Genomic DNA, 16,293 nt, shown 5'->3' with positions numbered 1-16,293 from the left:
GGGAAGTAAAATCCCGCATGCGTTCAATCGGTAAAATTACGCCAGATATCCTGTATATCCTCCATCAGGAAACCGCGGTAGAGCAAAAAGCGCTGGATTTTGACTTTTTCTGAAAATTCACGCGGCAGCGGTTCGCCGTATTTTCGCACCGCCTGTTCCCGTGCCAGCGCGCACCAGTCAATCTCGCATTCACGCATCGCGCGTTCTGTGATTTCCCGTGGGATACCTTTCTGATTAAGCTCCTGGCGGATACGCGCCGGGCCATAACCTTTACGGCTGCGGCTGGCAATAAAGCGCGCCACAAAGCGGCTATCGTCCAGATAGTTATGCTCGTAACACCAGGCAATAACGCGATCATAATCTTCCGCGGTCGCGTCGATTTGTTCCGGGCCGTTTTTGCTCATGACCGGCGCCATGAGTTTGCGGCGCAGCTCCTGTTCGCTATGGTCGCGCACACTCAGTATGCGTACCGCGCGATCAAGCAGACGGTTCCAGGCGGGGCGTCGGGGGGATGATTCACTCATAAAGCACCTGCTGAAAAACAAATGCAAAAAAGGGCCGCAATCGCAGCCCTTTTATTACATCAAGTGATTAGAAATCTTCGTTGGTTTCTTCTACGTCTGCGTCATCCGCAGTGAAGTCAGGCTTAGCATCCTGATTATTGAGAAGCAGATCGCGTACCTTCTTCTCAATCTCTTTCGCTGCCGCCGGGTTCTCTTTCAGCCAGGAGATAGCATTCGCTTTACCCTGACCGATCTTGTCGCCGTTGTAGCTGTACCATGCGCCCGCTTTCTCAATCAGCTTCTCTTTCACGCCCAGGTCAACCAGTTCGCCGTAGAAGTTGATGCCTTCGCCATAGAGGATCTGGAATTCAGCCTGTTTGAACGGTGCAGCAATCTTGTTCTTCACAACCTTCACGCGGGTTTCGCTACCCACCACGTTTTCACCGTCTTTAACGGCACCGATACGGCGGATATCCAGACGCACGGAGGCGTAGAATTTCAGCGCGTTACCACCGGTGGTGGTTTCCGGGTTACCGAACATCACACCAATCTTCATACGGATCTGGTTGATGAAGATCAGCAGCGTGTTGGACTGCTTCAGGTTACCGGCCAGCTTACGCATCGCCTGGCTCATCATACGTGCCGCGAGGCCCATGTGAGAGTCACCGATTTCGCCTTCGATTTCTGCTTTTGGCGTCAGCGCTGCTACGGAGTCAACGATGATTACGTCAACTGCGCCAGAGCGCGCCAGTGCGTCACAGATTTCCAGCGCCTGCTCACCGGTATCCGGCTGGGAGCAGAGCAGGTTGTCGATATCAACACCCAGTTTACGTGCGTAAACCGGATCCAGCGCGTGCTCAGCATCGATAAAGGCACAGGTTTTGCCCTCGCGCTGTGCAGCAGCCACAACCTGTAAGGTCAGGGTGGTTTTACCGGAGGATTCTGGCCCGTAGATCTCTACGATACGACCCATAGGCAGGCCGCCAGCACCCAGTGCAATATCCAGAGAAAGCGAACCGGTGGAGATAGTTTCTACATCCATGGAACGATCTTCACCCAGGCGCATGATGGAACCTTTACCGAATTGCTTTTCGATCTGGCCCAGTGCTGCCGCCAACGCTTTCTGTTTGTTTTCGTCGATAGCCATTTTTTCCTCTCATGCCGGGTGAAACAACTGCGCTTCACCTTGGATTTCTGTTCTGTTGCAGCAATTATACTGTATGCTCATACAGTATCAAGTGTTTTGTAGAAATTGTTGCCAGAGCGTTTTTAACGCATAAACGGTGGCCTGACGACGCACGCTTTCACGGTCACCGCTGAAGCATTCCCGGCGGGTAATCCCCTCGCCTTGCGCTGTCGCAAAGCCAAACCACACTGTTCCAACAGGCTTTTCTTCGCTGCCACCGTCCGGCCCGGCGATACCACTAATAGAGATAGCATAGTCCGCCCGGGCGGCACGCAGGGCGCCAATCGCCATCTCAATGACCACCGGTTCACTGACCGCGCCATGCTCAATAAGCGTGGGTTCACGTACGCCGATCATCTGCGCTTTCGCTTCATTACTGTAGGTGACAAAACCGCGTTCAAACCAGGCGGAACTGCCCGCGATATCGGTGATAGCTTTCGCTACCCAGCCACCGGTACAGGACTCAGCCGTGGTGACCGTGGCACCGCGCTGTTTCAGCGCCTGCCCTACCCTCTCACTGAGCTGCATTAATTCATGGTCAGTCATCTCGTTTTGTCTCCATAAAAACGTGCAGCACAAGATAGCACTTTAGTCGGTAGATATGAGGATGAGGGGGAGGTTTTACGAGGGGGATTCAGAAAAAATAAACCTGGCCATCCGGCCAGGAGTGAAACATGAGTGGCATAAGCCACTCATGTTTTCAGGCGTTAACTGAACGGCGAGGCCGCTCGTGCCTGGGCCACCGCCAGCCCCAGCTGCCAGACCGCCATCGCATAGTGCGTGCTGTGGTTGTAGCGGGTGATGGTGTAGAAGTTCGGCAGACCGTACCAGTACTGATAGCCGGTACCAATATCCAGACGCAGCAGGCTCACCTGCTGATTGCCGTTCAGCGGCTGCTGCGGCGTAAGCCCGGCAGAGGTCAGCTGCGCCGCGCTGTAGCGGGTTTTAAAGCCGTTCTCCAGCCCCGGTGCCTGGCCGTTAGCCATAATCGCGACCGGTTGGCCTGGCGTCCAGCCATGCTCTTTAAAGTAGTTGGCGACGCTGCCAATAGCATCTTCAGGATCCCACAGGTTGATGTGCCCGTCCCCGTTGAAATCAACCGCATACTGCTTATAGGAGGAGGGCATAAACTGGCCGTAGCCCATCGCCCCGGCAAAGGAACCTTTCAGATCCAGCGGGTCATCCTGTTCGTCGCGGGCCATCAGCAGGAAGGTTTCCAGCTCGGAGGAGAAGTACTCCGCCCGGCGCGGGTAGTTAAAGGAGAGGGTCGCCAGCGCATCAAGGATGCGGGTTTTACCCATCACCCGGCCCCAGCGGGTCTCCACGCCGATAATCCCGACGATGATCTCCGGCGGCACGCCGTAAACCTGCTGGGCACGGGTCAGCGCATCCTGATACTGATTCCAGAACGCCACGCCATTCTGCACGTTGTCCGGGGTAATAAACTGTTTGCGATAGCGCAGCCATGCACCGTTCGGCCCGGCTGGCGGCTGGGTGGTCGGCGCCTGACGATCCATCAGTCGCAATACATAATCCAGACGTTTCGCCTGGGAGAGGATCTCCTGCAACTGGGCTTTGTTAAAGCCGTGCTTGCTCACCATTTTGTCGATGAACTGTTCCGCCGCAGGGTTATTGGCAAAGTCGCCCCCCATCTGCATCACATTATGCTGAGGCTCCAGCAAGAAGCCGCCGGAAGGGGCGCCTGCCGTTTGCTGGACCTCTTCGGTCTTCGGTTTACTACTGCAGGCGGAGAGCAGAATAAGCGCAGGGAGTAGCGCTGCGTAACGACGCTTGAACATGACACATCCATTCACGAATTCGATAAGTGGCAAGTATGGTAAAGCATCCGGGACACCTCAAGGAAGGGGCGCACACGCACCCAGCAAAATCTTTACGCTGCCTAAAGGTAAATTCGGTCTCTTCTCCACCACGCCGCCGTCACCTTTTCTATTATCTTTCAAAATAATCATTTTTTCTTTCATTGTGAGATCTGTTTAACACTTTAAAACCTTTCAAAGTGATTATTATTACTCCGCCAGAGCGAACTTACCCTACAGGAGAAAATAATGATAGAAACCATCACCCACGGCGCCGAGTGGTTTATCGGGCTGTTCCAAAAAGGTGGCGAGGTCTTCACCAGCATGGTCACCGGCATTCTGCCGCTGCTGATCAGCCTGCTGGTGATCATGAATGCGCTGATCAACTTTATTGGCCAGCAGCGGATCGAAAAGCTGGCCCAGCGCTGCGCGGGTAATCCCATCTCCCGCTATCTGTTGCTGCCCTGCATCGGCACTTTTGTGTTTTGTAACCCCATGACCCTGAGCCTCGGGCGCTTTATGCCCGAACGCTACAAGCCGAGCTACTACGCGGCGGCGTCCTACAGCTGCCACTCCATGAACGGTCTGTTTCCGCACATTAACCCCGGCGAGCTGTTTGTCTATCTGGGGATCGCCAGCGGCCTGTCCACCCTCGGCCTGCCGCTCGGCCCGCTGGCGGTGAGCTACCTGCTGGTCGGCCTGGTGACTAACTTCTTCCGCGGCTGGGTGACCGATCTCACCACCGCCATTTTCGAAAAGAAAATGGGCATTCAGCTTGAACAGAACGTCCAGCTTAAGGGAGCTACAGCATGAGCCGGATCCGCATTGAGCAAGGCACGGGTGGCTGGGGCGGCCCGCTGGAGTTCGACGCCACCGAAGGCAAAAAGATCGTCTATATCACCGCGGGCACCCGCCCGGCTATCGTCGACAAGCTGCGCGAACTCACCGGCTGGGAAGCGGTGGACGGTTTTAAAGAGGGCGAGCCGCCGGAAGCGGAGATCGGCGTGGCAGTGATTGACTGCGGTGGCACCCTGCGCTGCGGCATTTACCCAAAACGGCGCATTCCCACCGTCAATATTCATTCGACGGGGAAATCCGGCCCGCTGGCGCAGCATATCGTGGAGGACATTTACGTCTCAGGCGTAAAAGAAGAGAACATCACGCTGGTAGACGGGGCTGCACCAGCCAAAAAGCATGCGCCGCGGGAGTACGACACCAGCAAAAAGATCACCGAGCAGAGCGACGGTCTGCTGGCAAAAGTCGGGATGGGAATGGGCTCTGCGGTTGCCGTCCTGTTCCAGTCCGGGCGCGACACCATCGATACGGTGCTGAAAACTATCCTGCCGTTCATGGCCTTCGTCTCGGCGCTGATCGGCATCATCATGGCCTCCGGCCTCGGAGACTGGATCGCCCACGGCCTGGCTCCGCTGGCCAGCCATCCGCTCGGGCTGGTGACCCTGGCGCTGATCTGCTCCTTCCCGCTGCTGTCGCCGTTTCTCGGCCCCGGCGCGGTCATCGCCCAGGTCATTGGCGTGTTGATTGGCGTGCAGATTGGGCTGGGCAATATTCCCCCGCACCTCGCCCTGCCCGCGCTGTTCGCCATTAATGCCCAGGCCGCCTGTGACTTTATTCCGGTGGGGCTGTCGCTGGCTGAAGCGCGCCAGGAGACCGTGCGCGTCGGCGTCCCTTCGGTGCTGGTAAGCCGCTTCCTGACCGGTGCGCCAACGGTGCTGATCGCCTGGTTCGTCTCCGGCTTTATTTATCAATAAGAGGAATTCCTGATGACCGTGATTTACCAGACCACCATTACCCGCATCGGCCAGAGCGCCCCGGATGCGCTGAGCGACCAGATGCTCATCACCTTTCGTGAAGGGGCCCCGGCGGATATCGAAGAGTTCTGTTTTATCCACTGCCACGGCGAGCTCAATGGCGAGCTGAAGGCCGGAAACCAGCTGGAGCTGGGCGAAACGCGCTATGCCGTCACCGCTGTGGGCGACGTGGCCGAACAAAACCTGCGCGAGCTGGGCCACATCACCCTGCGTTTCGACGGTCAGCCCCAGGCGGAGTACCCCGGCACGGTTCACGTGGCGGGCCCGGTTCCACAGGCTGTTACCCCAGGCTGCACATTAAAATTTGTTGCGTAATTAAGGAGAGAAATATGAGTCAGGTTGCCGTTGTCATTGGTGGAGGACAAACCTTAGGGGAGTTCCTCTGCCGTGGGCTTGCCGCAGAGGGTTACCGCGTGGCGGTAGTCGATATCCAGAGTGAAAAGGCCGCCCGCGTGGCGGACGCCATCAACACCGAATTCGGTAACGGGATGGCCTGGGGATTTGGCGCCGACGCCACCAGCGAGCAGAGTGTGCTGGCTCTCGCCCGCGGCGTGGACGAGATTTTTGGCCGCACCGATCTGCTGGTCTACAGCGCCGGGATCGCCAAAGCTGCGTTTATCAGCGACGTGGAACTGGGGGATTTCGACCGTTCATTGCAGGTGAACCTGGTGGGCTATTTCCTCTGCGCCCGGGAGTTCTCGCGCCTGATGATCCGCGACGGCATTGCCGGGCGCATCATTCAGATCAACTCCAAATCCGGCAAGGTGGGCAGCAAGCACAACTCGGGCTACAGCGCGGCCAAGTTTGGCGGCGTGGGGCTGACGCAGTCCCTGGCGCTGGATCTGGCGGAATATGGCATCACCGTGCATTCCCTGATGCTCGGCAATCTGCTGAAATCGCCGATGTTCCAGTCCCTGCTGCCGCAGTACGCCACCAAACTTGGCATTAACGAAGATCAGGTGGAGCAATACTACATCGATAAAGTGCCGCTGAAGCGCGGCTGCGACTATCAGGACGTGCTGAATATGCTGCTATTTTATGCCAGCCCGAAAGCCTCTTACTGCACCGGGCAGTCGATTAATGTCACCGGTGGACAGGTGATGTTCTGATCGAGCCTAAATGCCCGGTGGCGCTTCGCTTACCGGGCCTACAAACCCCGAACCGTCGGCCGGGCAAGCGTAGCGCCGCCCGGCAATAGCACAGGAGCTAAACATGGTCACCACCCTGATCACCGTCGCCGTTATCGCCTGGCTGTGCCAGCTGGCACTCGGCGGCTGGCAAATCCATCGTTTTAACCGCGCCTTCGACGCCCTTTGCCAGAAAGGGCGCGTGGGCGTGGGCCGCTCCGGCGGTCGCTTTAAGCCGCGGGTAATTGTCGCCATTGCGCTGGATGATAACCACCGGGTCTGTGACTCCTTGATGATGCGTGGGCTGACGGTCTTTGCCCGACCGGTGAAAATTGCAGCGATTAACGGCACCGCGTTGCAGGAATTAGAGCCCGATGTGATCTTTCCCAATGATTCGCTCTGTCAGGATGCACTATCATTAGCGCTTAAATTGAAACATGGATAATTTCGTTGTGAACGTTATAAGCTTGCGAAATTATCATTTCGCAACCTAAGGAACTCAACGCCTATGAAACCCCGCCAGCGGCAGGCGGCCATACTCGACCATTTGCAAAAACAGGGAAAATGTTCGGTTGAGGATCTGGCCCACTACTTTGATACCACCGGCACCACAATCCGCAAGGATCTGGTGATCCTGGAAAACGCCGGGGCGGTGATCCGTACCTATGGCGGCGTGGTGCTGAATAAAGACGAGGCCGACCCGCCTATCGATCACAAAACGCTCATCAACACCCATCAAAAAGCGTTAATCGCTGACGCCGCGGTAAAATTTATCCATGACGGCGACTCCATCATCCTCGATGCAGGCAGCACGGTGCTGCAGATGGTGCCAATGCTGAGCCGCTTTAATAACATCACGGTGATGACCAACAGCCTGCATATCGTCAACGCCCTGTCCGAATTCGACAACGAACAAACCATCCTGATGCCCGGCGGCACCTTCCGTAAAAAATCGGCCTCGTTTCACGGCCAGCTGGCGGAGAACGCCTTCGACCATTTCAGCTTCGACCGCCTGTTTATGGGCACCGACGGCATCGATCTCAACGCGGGCGTCACCACCTTCAATGAAGTGTTCAGCGTCAGTAAAGCGATGTGCAACGCCGCCCGGGAGGTGATCCTGATGGCGGACTCGTCAAAGTTTGGCCGTAAGAGCCCGAATATTGTCTGTAGCCTGGAGAGCGTCGATAAGCTGATTACCGACGCGGGCATCGATCCGGCGTTTAAGAAAGCGCTGGAAGAGAAAGGAATCGACGTGATTGTAACCGGAGAGCGTGATGAGTGATTTTCTGTTAAATACGGGTCGCCAGACCCTGATGCTGGAACTGCAGGAAGCCAGCCGCCTGCCGGACCGTCTGGGGGAGGATTTTGTTCGCGCAGCCAATACCATTATTCACTGCGACGGGAAGGTGATCGTCTCGGGCATCGGTAAATCCGGGCATATCGGCAAAAAGATTGCCGCGACCCTTGCCAGCACCGGCACCCCGGCCTTTTTTGTCCATCCGGCTGAAGCCCTGCACGGCGACCTGGGGATGATTGAGAGCCGCGACGTGCTGCTCTTTATCTCCTACTCCGGCTCGGCAAAAGAGCTGGATCTGATCCTCCCGCGTTTGCAGGAAAAATCGGTCGCGCTGCTGGCGATGACCGGCAAATCCCGCTCGCCACTGGCGCTGGCGGCCAACGCCACGCTGGATATTTCGGTAGAGCGCGAAGCCTGCCCGATGCATCTGGCCCCGACCTCCAGCACCGTCAACACCCTGATGATGGGCGATGCGCTGGCGATGGCGGTGATGCAAGCCCGCGGCTTTAATGAAGAAGATTTTGCCCGTTCCCACCCGGCAGGCGCCCTGGGCGCGCGCCTGCTGAATAAGGTGCACCACCTGATGCGCACCAACGAGGCCATCCCGCAGGTCAAACTGAATACCAGCGTGATGGACGCGATGCTGGAGCTGAGCCGTACCGGGCTGGGGCTGGTGGCGGTCTGCGATGATGACCAGCAGGTAAAAGGGGTCTTCACCGACGGCGACCTGCGCCGCTGGCTGGTGGACGGCGGTAAACTGGAAATTGCCGTCAGCAAAGCCATGACCGCCGGTGGCCTGACGCTGAATGCCGACAGCCGCGCCATTGAAGCCAAAGAGCTCTTGATGAAGCGCAAAATCACCGCCGCGCCGGTGGTGGATAGCCATGGCCGCCTCTGCGGTGCCATCAACCTCCAGGATTTCTACCAGGCAGGCATTCTCTAACCCTTAAGACCCAGACGTTTCGCCAGCCGGTGCAGGTTGGCGACGTCGGTCTCCAGCGTCCTCGCGCTCGCCGCCCAGTTGCGGCTGTTCTGCTCCAGCGCCCGGACAATCATCTGGCGCTGAAACGCCTCCGTCGCCTCACGCAGGTTCTGATTCTCAACGCGCGGCGTCTCTGGCGTCACCACGGGTGTGCTCTCATCATGCAGGGCAAAGTGCTGCGCGTGGAGCACCACTTCATCCCCTGCCCGCGCCGCCCGGGCCAGCACCACCGCCCGATGAATGGCATGTTCCAGCTCGCGCACGTTGCCCGGCCAGGCGTAGCTCAGCAGATGCGCCCGGGCGCCGGGGCTTAGCACCACCCGGGATAACCCCATCCGCAACCGGCACTGTTCACAGAAATAACCCGCCAGCAGCACCACATCTTCGCCACGCTCGCGCAGCGGCGGCACCGAAAGCGGAAACACACTCAGGCGGTGGTACAGATCGGCCCGGAAATTCCCGGCTAACACCTCTTCGCGCAGATCGCGGTTGGTGGCGGCCAGCACCCGCACGTCGACCCGCAGGCTGCGGTCGTCACCCACGCGCTGGATATCGCCATACTGCAACACGCGCAGCAGCTTGGCCTGCAATGCCAGCGACAGTTCCCCAATCTCATCCAGGAACAGCGTACCATTATCGGCCATCTCAAACTTGCCGCTGCGGTTGCTGATGGCCCCGGTAAACGCCCCTTTGACGTGACCAAAGAGCTCGCTCTCCGCCACGCTTTCCGGCAGCGCGGCGCAGTTGAGATAGACCAGCGGATTCACCGTCCGGGGAGAGGCCTGATGAATGGCTTTTGCCACCAGCTCTTTACCGGTGCCGGTCTCCCCTTCGATCAGCACGTTCAGGTCGGAGGCGGCGACAATCTCAATCTCTTTTTTCAGGCTCACCATGCCCGGCGAGAGGCCAATCATCTCGGTGCTTTGTACCTGCTCAAATCCCGTCGGGCGGGTGGAGAGGGTGTTCTGGCTCTCGAGCTGCTCAATCAGCAGGGCATTATTCAGCGCCCCGGCGGCCAGGGCGGCAATCAGCCTCAGCTCTTCGTCGCTGAAGGTGTCGAACTGGTCCGGCGACATGCCGTCGAGGGTCAGCGCGCCAATCAGGTTCTGCCCGGCAAACAGCGGCAGGCCGATACAGGCGTGCACCTTCAGGCTCTCCTGACCGGGGATCAACCCGTCGTAGGGATCGGGCAGGTCGCTGTCGGCCGGGAAGCGCACCACATCCCCGGCGCGAGCGATGGTCTCCAGCCGCGGATGGCCCTCCAGGGTAAAGCGCCGCCCCAGCACATCCTGCGCCAGCCCGTCGATGGCCAGCGGGATAAACTGCCGCCCTTCGTAGCGCAGCAGCGCCGAGGCATCGCACTCCAGCACGTGACGCAGGGTGGAGATCAGCCGCTGAAAGCGATCCTGATGGCCGATGCCGCTCTGCAATTCAATGGCGATTTTCGCCAGCACCTCTACAGAAAAACTCATTCTCGCCTCGTTGTCATTTTGACAATACGTAGTGTCATATTGACTATACCAGACACAGTCAAATTGACTACCATTAAAGTGCCGTTATTTTTAAAATCATTATAAATTAATAACTTAAAAAGTTGGCACGCACCCTGCAATAGGTATGACATCTTTCATTTAATTGCGCTGTATTAAGTTGAGGTTGCTATGTCTATTCTGGTTAAAAACAATATTCATTGGGTTGGTCAACGTGACTGGGAAGTACGTGATTTTCACGGAACGGAGTACAAAACGCTGCGCGGTAGCAGCTATAACAGCTATCTCATCCGGGAAGAGAAAAATGTCCTGATCGATACCGTGGATCATAAATTCAGCCGCGAATTTGTGCAGAACCTGCGCAGTGAAATCGACCTGGCCGATATCGACTACATCATCATCAACCATGCGGAAGAGGACCACGCCGGGGCGCTGACCGAGCTGATGTCCTGCATCCCGGACACCCCGATCTACTGCACCGCCAACGCCATCGACTCCATCACCGGCCATCACCACCATCCGGAGTGGAACTTCAACGTGGTGAAAACCGGTGACTCACTGGATATCGGCAACGGTAAACAGCTGATCTTCGTGGAAACCCCGATGCTGCACTGGCCGGACAGCATGATGACCTACATGACCGGTGACGCGGTGCTCTTCAGTAATGACGCCTTCGGCCAGCACTACTGCGACGAACGTCTGTTCAATGACGAAGTGGATCAGGCCGAGCTGTTTGAGCAGTGCCAGCGCTACTACGCCAACATCCTCACCCCGTTCAGCCGTCTGGTGACGCCAAAAATTACCGAGATCCTCGGCTTTAACCTGCCGGTGGATATGATTGCCACCTCCCACGGTGTGGTATGGCGTGATAACCCTACGCAGATCGTCGAGCTGTACCTGAAATGGGCGGCGGACTATCAGGAAGACCGCATCACCATTTTCTACGACACTATGTCCAACAACACCCGCATGATGGCCGACGCCATCGCCCAGGGCATCAATGAAGTTGACCCGAACGTGGCGGTGAAGATCTTTAACGTCGCCCGCAGCGATAAAAATGAAATTCTCACGAACGTCTTCCGCTCAAAAGGCGTGCTGGTGGGCACCTCCACCATGAACAACGTGATGATGCCGAAAATTGCCGGCCTGGTGGAAGAGATGACCGGCCTGCGCTTCCGTAACAAACGAGCCAGCGCCTTCGGCTCTCACGGCTGGAGCGGCGGCGCGGTAGACCGTCTCTCCACCCGTTTGCAGGACGCGGGCTTTGAAATGTCGATGAGCCTGAAGGCGAAATGGCGCCCGGATCTCGATGCGCTGGAAGTCTGCCGTCAGCATGGCCGCGATATTGCCCGTCAGTGGGCGCTCGCTCCGCTGCCTGAAGCCAGCGTGAAAGCCCCTGAAGAAGCGCCGGAGAGCGCCAGCAGCGCAGAGTCCACCGCTGACCTCGGCCCCTGCATGCAGTGCAGCGTCTGCCAGTGGATCTACGATCCGACCCTTGGCGAGCCGCTGCAGGACGTCGCGCCAGGTACCCCGTGGAGCGACGTGCCGGACAACTTCCTCTGCCCGGAATGTTCTCTTGGTAAAGATGTATTTGAAGAACTGGCATCGGAGGCAAAATGAGCCACGGTATCGTCATCATCGGCTCGGGCTTCGCCGCCCGCCAGCTGGTGAAAAATATCCGTAAACAGGATGCGAACGTCCCGCTGACGCTTATTGCAGCGGACAGTATGGATGAGTACAACAAGCCAGACCTGAGCCACGTTATCAGCCAGAGTCAGCAGGCCGACGACCTCACCCGCCAGACGGCGGGTGAGTTTGCCGAACAGTTTAACCTGCGCCTGTTTCCTTACACCTGGGTCACCGACATCGACGCCGCAGCCCACGTGGTCAAAGGGAAAGACAAGCAGTGGTCCTATGACAAACTGGTGCTGGCAACCGGAGCCTCGGCCTTTGTGCCGCCGGTTGCAGGCCGCGAGCTGATGCTGACCCTCAACAGCCAGACGGAGTACCGCGCCTGCGAAAGCACGTTGCGTGACGCCCGACGGGTGATGATTGTTGGCGCGGGTCTTATCGGCAGCGAACTGGCGATGGATTTTTGCCGGGCCGGGAAAGAGGTCACTCTGGTTGACCATTCCGCCAGCATTCTCTCAGCGCTGATGCCCGCCGAAGTGAGCAGTCGCTTACAACACCGGCTGACCGATATGGGCGTGCATTTGCAGCTGAAATCCCAGCTGCAAAGCCTGACCCAAACCGATACCGGGATCTGCGCCCTGCTGGATCGGGATCGCTGCATTGAAGTCGATGTGGTGATTGCCGCCACCGGCCTGCGCCCGGAGATCGGGCTGGCACAGCGGGCCGGTGCAGAAACAGCTCGCGGCGTGAAGGTCGACAGCTATCTGCAAACCACCCGGCCCGATATTTATGCTCTGGGTGACTGCGCCGAAATTAATGGTCAGGTACTGCCGTTCCTGCAGCCGATCCAGTTAAGCGCCATGTATCTGGCGAAGAATCTGCTCGGGGCCAGTACGCCACTGAAACTGCCTGCGATGCTGGTGAAGGTCAAAACGCCGGAACTGCCGCTGCACCTGGCAGGCGAAACCCAGCGCCAGGATTTGAACTGGCAGATCGCCATCGAAGCCCAGGGGATGGTGGCGAAAGGGGCCGACAACGAGGGCAATCTGCGCGCCTTTGTGGTCAGCGAAGATCGGATGAAGGAGGCCTTCGCCCTGCTGAAAGCATTACCCGTTTAACCCTCAAACTCTTGTTCTTTTTCGTTGTATGCTTGTCACTCTTTGCCTTTCGCAGCCCCGGTGCCCGGGGCTTTTTTAATGCGGAACAGCTGTAAAACCGCGTCCTGTTTTAATCCTCTTTTCCGGCCTACTCTGTTGCGGTATTCCTTCACCGGAGACGACAAATGGCAAACTTCACCCAAGAAATAAACTGGCTTGCCGCCTGGTTCAGACAGGTAAAGCAACATGAACATATTCTATTTCGCTGGCTGTATCTCAGCCCGGAAGCGCGCGTTGAGCGCCTGCGCGAGCTTATGATGCCGGTCAGCAAGCGCTGATTGCCCGGCGGCGCTGCGCTTGCACGGGCCTACGGTTTTTGTAGGCCGGGTAAGGCGCAGCCGCCACCCGGCAAAACAAACCGCACTGTTTATTATCCCGCAAAAAGCCCTACACTCTTCGCAATGCCTTCGTCAGGGATGTCGCCATGCGCCAGCTTCAGAAAATCCGCCAGTATCAACGCCTCTCAGCCCATTACGGCTCAACGCCGCAGCTCACCACCATCACCGAGGTCGCCGAGGTGGCGCTCTGCAGCGAACGCCACGCGCGCACGCTGCTCCGCCAGCTTGCTGAAAGCGGCTGGCTAAGCTGGAAGGCGCAGCCGGGGCGGGGGCATCGCGCTACGCTGCACTGCCTGGTAACCACCAGCGAACTCAGCGCCCCGCTGATGCATGCCTGTCTGGAGAAAGGGGATTATCAGAGCGCGCTACAGCTGGCGGACGGCGATCCGGCCAGTCTGCACCACATCATCACCCCGTTCCTTGGCGGTAAATGGCTCAAGCACCAGCCGACGCTGCGCATTCCCTGGTATCGCCCGCTCACCTCCCTGCATCCGGCGCTGCATCGTCGGCGCGCCGAACAACATATTATCTGCGCGGTACACGCCGGTTTAACCCGTTATGAACCGGGCAAGGCGCAGCCGGTGGCCGACCTGGCGCACCACTGGGCCTGCTCTGACGACGGCCTGCGCTGGCATTTTTACCTGCGCAGCGGCGCGCACTGGCATAACGGCCAGCCGGTAAGCGATGACGATATTTTGAGCGCGGTGCAGCAGCTACTAAGCGATCCGGCCCGCAACAGCGGGTTACTGCATATCGACGCGGTGACCCTTGCCGCCCCGTGGTGTCTGGCGGTTTATCTGCATGCGCCGGACGCTCTGTTGGCGCATCGTCTCGCCCATCCGGTCTGTCGGCTGCCGCATCCCCGTCAGCCAGACGTGGGCGCCGGGCCTTTCACTATTGCCCGCCACCACTCCCATTTTCTGCGCCTTGAACGCCAGCCGTGGTACTTTGGTGCCCATCCGTTGCTGCATGCTATTGAGTTCTGGCGGACCGGCATGGCGACCGATAAAGCGGCATGGATAACGGTGGGAAAAGGTAACGCCCGGCAGGAAGCGGTCACCTCCACCAGCGGCGGTTTCGCCTGGCTGATGGTGAATGCGACGCTGCCCGCCGCGCTTGCTGCGTATCTGCGCCAGAGCTTGCGCATTCTGAATGAAGAGTGTTTTGCCCGGCGTGAAGATCTGCAGACGCACACCGAAATTCTTCCCGGATTACAGGTTCCCGACCTGCCCGCCCGGCCCGACATCACGCTGCCAACGCGCCTGACGCTGGTGTGCTACAACACGCCGGAACTGCGTGAACTGGCCGGGATATGGCGGATTCAGCTGCAACAGCGCGGCTGCGAGCTACACACCGACTGGAAAGATCGCGATGGCTGGTATGCCCCCGATACGCTGGCGGGTGCCGATCTGCTGCTGGGGGATCATCTGGCAACCGGGATGACCGGGTTTACGCTGGCGGAGTGGTTTATCTATGAACCGGCCTGGGCTACGGCGCTGGGGGAGGAGCGCTGGCAGCAAGAGAAGCAGCAGCTGATGCAGTACAGCGACAGCGAAGCGCGTTTTAACGCGCACCTGACGCCTTTTTTCCAGCGCCTGCTGGCGGAGGGCCGCTGCACGCCGCTGTTCCACTACCGCTACCGGATCAACGCCCTGGAAAACGTGCAGGATATGGTGCTGACCGCGGGCGGCTGGCTCGATTTTACCCGCGCCTGGCTGCCCCCGGCGGCCATATTGTGATCAGCGGTGCGGGCCGGGGATGACGGAATCACGCAGCATCAACTCTCCGGCGAAGGTCTGCCGGAAGGTGAAGTCTCCACCATCGAGCATAAAGATCAGGCGGCTGATGGTCTCTTTTACCATCTCTGTCACCGGGACGCGCACGCTGGAGAGGGCCGGTACCACGTAGGGCGCCATCGCAATGTCATCGAAACCCACCACCGACACCGCCTCCGGTACGGCGACCCCGCTGTCGTGAAGCTGCTTGATGGCGCCGATCGCCATATCGTCGTTACTCGCCACCAGCGCGGTAAAATGCTCGCCGCGCGCCAGCAGCGTCGCCACCCCTGCCGCGCCGCTGGCCGGGTGCCATTTACCCTCGACAATCAGCGACTCGCGCAGCGGAATGCGGTGCGCAGTAAGGGCCTCTTTGTAGCCCGAAAGGCGTTCAATCCCGGTGGGGGAATCGAGCGATCCGGTGATAAACGCGATATCGCGGTGGCCCTGCTCGATAAGGGTCGATACCGCCGCCTGGCTGGAGGCTTTATGATCTGACCAGACGCAGTGGCTGCTGTTTTTACGCAGGCGTCGGTTGAGCACGATCACCGGCTGGGCGTGTTTCTGGATGATCTCGTCCATCTCATCAACGCTAAGAAAACGCGGATAGATGATGATCGCATCGCAGCGCATATCCAGCAGGTACTGAATCGCCTCGCGTTCCTCATCGGCGCTGTGCTTACCGTCGGCGAGGATCAGCTGACGTCCCTTCTCTTCGGTCATTCTGGCGGCATGGAACAGCAGCTCGCTGAAATAGACCCCGTGGTAGAGGGTGTTGGTCACCACCAGCCCAAGGGTTTGCGTGCTTTTGGTCGCCAGGTTACGCGCCAGTAAATTAGGCCGATACCCGCTCTCTTCAATCGCCTGAAAAACCTTGTCTTTTGTCTCCTGGCTCACGTAGCCATTGCCCGAAAGCACCCGGGAAACCGTCGCCTTCGAGACCCCTGCCCGCTTCGCCACTTCCAGCATCGTGGTCATGCATCTGTTCCGTCTTAATCCCGTGAGCGGCAGTGTACTGCACCGCGTGAAAATTGTCGCAGCGTCTGTCACACGCTTTTTAACACGTCAGGTGATCGCCATCACGAATTTAAAAAATGGCTAAAACGTGATCTTGTTAGATTCCAGGAAACTCTTCATGATTTTGTGGAACCGGTTTCCTA

18 protein-coding genes are annotated in these 16,293 nt (G+C 58.3%); 11 read left to right on the top strand and 7 right to left on the bottom strand.

Features of this window, described 5'->3' with window-relative positions; all coding sequences use genetic code 11:
- Positions 1 to 23: 23 nt before the first annotated feature.
- From recX to DVA43_RS25270, 5 genes are all read right to left on the bottom strand, one after another.
- Positions 24 to 524 carry a recombination regulator RecX gene (recX, locus tag DVA43_RS23495; protein ID WP_114316936.1) on the bottom strand — a complete coding sequence of 167 codons (501 nt, stop codon included), beginning with the start codon at positions 522 to 524 and terminating at the stop codon, positions 24 to 26.
- Positions 525 to 591: 67 nt separating this feature from the next.
- Complete coding sequence (recA, locus tag DVA43_RS23490) at positions 592 to 1,650, bottom strand: recombinase RecA (RefSeq protein ID WP_103180881.1); 1,059 nt, start codon at positions 1,648 to 1,650, stop codon at positions 592 to 594.
- A gap of 87 nt (positions 1,651 to 1,737) precedes the next feature.
- Complete coding sequence (gene pncC, locus DVA43_RS23485) at positions 1,738 to 2,235, bottom strand: nicotinamide-nucleotide amidase (protein WP_114316935.1); 498 nt, start codon at positions 2,233 to 2,235, stop codon at positions 1,738 to 1,740.
- Positions 2,236 to 2,396: 161 nt separating this feature from the next.
- Positions 2,397 to 3,488 (bottom strand): lytic murein transglycosylase B, encoded by a 1,092-nt coding sequence (gene mltB, locus DVA43_RS23480; protein ID WP_114316934.1) that lies wholly within the window; start codon positions 3,486 to 3,488, stop codon positions 2,397 to 2,399.
- 57 nt (positions 3,489 to 3,545) lie between these two features.
- The gene (locus DVA43_RS25270) at positions 3,546 to 3,671 is read right to left on the bottom strand and encodes a hypothetical protein (RefSeq protein WP_256387101.1); all 126 of its coding nucleotides are present in this window, start codon (positions 3,669 to 3,671) and stop codon (positions 3,546 to 3,548) included.
- A gap of 84 nt (positions 3,672 to 3,755) precedes the next feature.
- Here DVA43_RS25270 and DVA43_RS23475 point away from each other — a divergent pair, with 84 nt between their 5' ends.
- The 7 genes from DVA43_RS23475 to gutQ all read left to right on the top strand — a co-directional run bounded on the left by DVA43_RS23475 (position 3,756) and on the right by gutQ (position 8,702).
- A complete protein-coding gene (locus DVA43_RS23475; protein WP_114316933.1) occupies positions 3,756 to 4,319 on the top strand; it encodes a PTS glucitol/sorbitol transporter subunit IIC in 564 nt (187 codons plus the stop codon).
- Positions 4,316 to 5,275, top strand: coding sequence for a PTS glucitol/sorbitol transporter subunit IIB (locus DVA43_RS23470; RefSeq protein ID WP_114316932.1), 960 nt, complete (start codon positions 4,316 to 4,318; stop codon positions 5,273 to 5,275). Before DVA43_RS23475 ends, DVA43_RS23470 begins: the two co-directional genes overlap by 4 nt.
- Before the next feature lie 12 nt (positions 5,276 to 5,287).
- Positions 5,288 to 5,650 carry a PTS glucitol/sorbitol transporter subunit IIA gene (gene srlB, locus DVA43_RS23465; protein WP_114316931.1) on the top strand — a complete coding sequence of 121 codons (363 nt, stop codon included), beginning with the start codon at positions 5,288 to 5,290 and terminating at the stop codon, positions 5,648 to 5,650.
- A 14-nt stretch (positions 5,651 to 5,664) separates the two neighbouring features.
- Entirely contained in the window at positions 5,665 to 6,444 is a 780-nt protein-coding gene (gene srlD / locus DVA43_RS23460; protein WP_103180887.1) for a sorbitol-6-phosphate dehydrogenase, read from the top strand.
- 103 nt (positions 6,445 to 6,547) lie between these two features.
- Positions 6,548 to 6,907, top strand: coding sequence for a transcriptional regulator GutM (gene gutM, locus DVA43_RS23455; protein WP_103180888.1), 360 nt, complete (start codon positions 6,548 to 6,550; stop codon positions 6,905 to 6,907).
- Between the two features lie 63 nt (positions 6,908 to 6,970).
- Positions 6,971 to 7,744 (top strand): DNA-binding transcriptional repressor, encoded by a 774-nt coding sequence (locus DVA43_RS23450; protein WP_103180889.1) that lies wholly within the window; start codon positions 6,971 to 6,973, stop codon positions 7,742 to 7,744.
- Positions 7,737 to 8,702: an arabinose-5-phosphate isomerase GutQ gene (gene gutQ / locus DVA43_RS23445; RefSeq protein WP_114316930.1), complete on the top strand. Its 966-nt coding sequence runs from the start codon at positions 7,737 to 7,739 to the stop codon at positions 8,700 to 8,702. The genes DVA43_RS23450 and gutQ overlap by 8 nt, the downstream gene beginning before the upstream one ends.
- On the opposite strand, the gene norR is transcribed toward gutQ, so the two are convergent.
- A complete protein-coding gene (norR, locus tag DVA43_RS23440) occupies positions 8,699 to 10,213 on the bottom strand; it encodes a nitric oxide reductase transcriptional regulator NorR (RefSeq protein WP_114316929.1) in 1,515 nt (504 codons plus the stop codon). The genes gutQ and norR overlap by 4 nt on opposite strands.
- Before the next feature lie 189 nt (positions 10,214 to 10,402).
- Between norR and norV the strand changes: the two genes are divergently transcribed.
- The 4 genes from norV to DVA43_RS23425 all read left to right on the top strand — a co-directional run bounded on the left by norV (position 10,403) and on the right by DVA43_RS23425 (position 15,097).
- Complete coding sequence (gene norV / locus DVA43_RS23435; RefSeq protein WP_114316928.1) at positions 10,403 to 11,851, top strand: anaerobic nitric oxide reductase flavorubredoxin; 1,449 nt, start codon at positions 10,403 to 10,405, stop codon at positions 11,849 to 11,851.
- Positions 11,848 to 12,981 carry an NADH:flavorubredoxin reductase NorW gene (norW, locus tag DVA43_RS23430; protein WP_114316927.1) on the top strand — a complete coding sequence of 378 codons (1,134 nt, stop codon included), beginning with the start codon at positions 11,848 to 11,850 and terminating at the stop codon, positions 12,979 to 12,981. Before norV ends, norW begins: the two co-directional genes overlap by 4 nt.
- Before the next feature lie 164 nt (positions 12,982 to 13,145).
- Positions 13,146 to 13,298, top strand: a complete 153-nt coding sequence (locus tag DVA43_RS24775) for a hypothetical protein (RefSeq protein WP_168194677.1) — start codon at positions 13,146 to 13,148, stop codon at positions 13,296 to 13,298.
- Positions 13,299 to 13,444: 146 nt separating this feature from the next.
- A complete protein-coding gene (locus DVA43_RS23425; protein WP_114316926.1) occupies positions 13,445 to 15,097 on the top strand; it encodes an SgrR family transcriptional regulator in 1,653 nt (550 codons plus the stop codon).
- Here the strand turns inward: DVA43_RS23425 and DVA43_RS23420 are convergent, their stop codons facing one another.
- Positions 15,098 to 16,111, bottom strand: a complete 1,014-nt coding sequence (locus DVA43_RS23420) for a LacI family DNA-binding transcriptional regulator (protein WP_114316925.1) — start codon at positions 16,109 to 16,111, stop codon at positions 15,098 to 15,100.
- Positions 16,112 to 16,293: the final 182 nt, after the last annotated feature.

The sequence above is a fragment of the Leclercia sp. W6 genome, assembly GCF_003336345.1.
In the GTDB taxonomy this organism is placed as follows: domain Bacteria; phylum Pseudomonadota; class Gammaproteobacteria; order Enterobacterales; family Enterobacteriaceae; genus Enterobacter.
This window is presented reverse-complemented; position numbering and strand designations above follow the sequence as displayed.

What these genes read in the sequence shown, in the direction of transcription:
- recX (WP_114316936.1), bottom strand. Translation starts at nt 524, where the DNA reads ATGAGTGAATCATCCCCCCGACGCCCCGCCTGGAACCGTCTGCTTGAT.
- recA (WP_103180881.1), bottom strand. Translation starts at nt 1,650, where the DNA reads ATGGCTATCGACGAAAACAAACAGAAAGCGTTGGCGGCAGCACTGGGC.
- pncC (WP_114316935.1), bottom strand. Translation starts at nt 2,235, where the DNA reads ATGACTGACCATGAATTAATGCAGCTCAGTGAGAGGGTAGGGCAGGCG.
- mltB (WP_114316934.1), bottom strand. Translation starts at nt 3,488, where the DNA reads ATGTTCAAGCGTCGTTACGCAGCGCTACTCCCTGCGCTTATTCTGCTC.
- DVA43_RS25270 (WP_256387101.1), bottom strand. Translation starts at nt 3,671, where the DNA reads ATGAAAGAAAAAATGATTATTTTGAAAGATAATAGAAAAGGTGACGGC.
- DVA43_RS23475 (WP_114316933.1), top strand. Translation starts at nt 3,756, where the DNA reads ATGATAGAAACCATCACCCACGGCGCCGAGTGGTTTATCGGGCTGTTC.
- DVA43_RS23470 (WP_114316932.1), top strand. Translation starts at nt 4,316, where the DNA reads ATGAGCCGGATCCGCATTGAGCAAGGCACGGGTGGCTGGGGCGGCCCG.
- srlB (WP_114316931.1), top strand. Translation starts at nt 5,288, where the DNA reads ATGACCGTGATTTACCAGACCACCATTACCCGCATCGGCCAGAGCGCC.
- srlD (WP_103180887.1), top strand. Translation starts at nt 5,665, where the DNA reads ATGAGTCAGGTTGCCGTTGTCATTGGTGGAGGACAAACCTTAGGGGAG.
- gutM (WP_103180888.1), top strand. Translation starts at nt 6,548, where the DNA reads ATGGTCACCACCCTGATCACCGTCGCCGTTATCGCCTGGCTGTGCCAG.
- DVA43_RS23450 (WP_103180889.1), top strand. Translation starts at nt 6,971, where the DNA reads ATGAAACCCCGCCAGCGGCAGGCGGCCATACTCGACCATTTGCAAAAA.
- gutQ (WP_114316930.1), top strand. Translation starts at nt 7,737, where the DNA reads ATGAGTGATTTTCTGTTAAATACGGGTCGCCAGACCCTGATGCTGGAA.
- norR (WP_114316929.1), bottom strand. Translation starts at nt 10,213, where the DNA reads ATGAGTTTTTCTGTAGAGGTGCTGGCGAAAATCGCCATTGAATTGCAG.
- norV (WP_114316928.1), top strand. Translation starts at nt 10,403, where the DNA reads ATGTCTATTCTGGTTAAAAACAATATTCATTGGGTTGGTCAACGTGAC.
- norW (WP_114316927.1), top strand. Translation starts at nt 11,848, where the DNA reads ATGAGCCACGGTATCGTCATCATCGGCTCGGGCTTCGCCGCCCGCCAG.
- DVA43_RS24775 (WP_168194677.1), top strand. Translation starts at nt 13,146, where the DNA reads ATGGCAAACTTCACCCAAGAAATAAACTGGCTTGCCGCCTGGTTCAGA.
- DVA43_RS23425 (WP_114316926.1), top strand. Translation starts at nt 13,445, where the DNA reads ATGCGCCAGCTTCAGAAAATCCGCCAGTATCAACGCCTCTCAGCCCAT.
- DVA43_RS23420 (WP_114316925.1), bottom strand. Translation starts at nt 16,111, where the DNA reads ATGACCACGATGCTGGAAGTGGCGAAGCGGGCAGGGGTCTCGAAGGCG.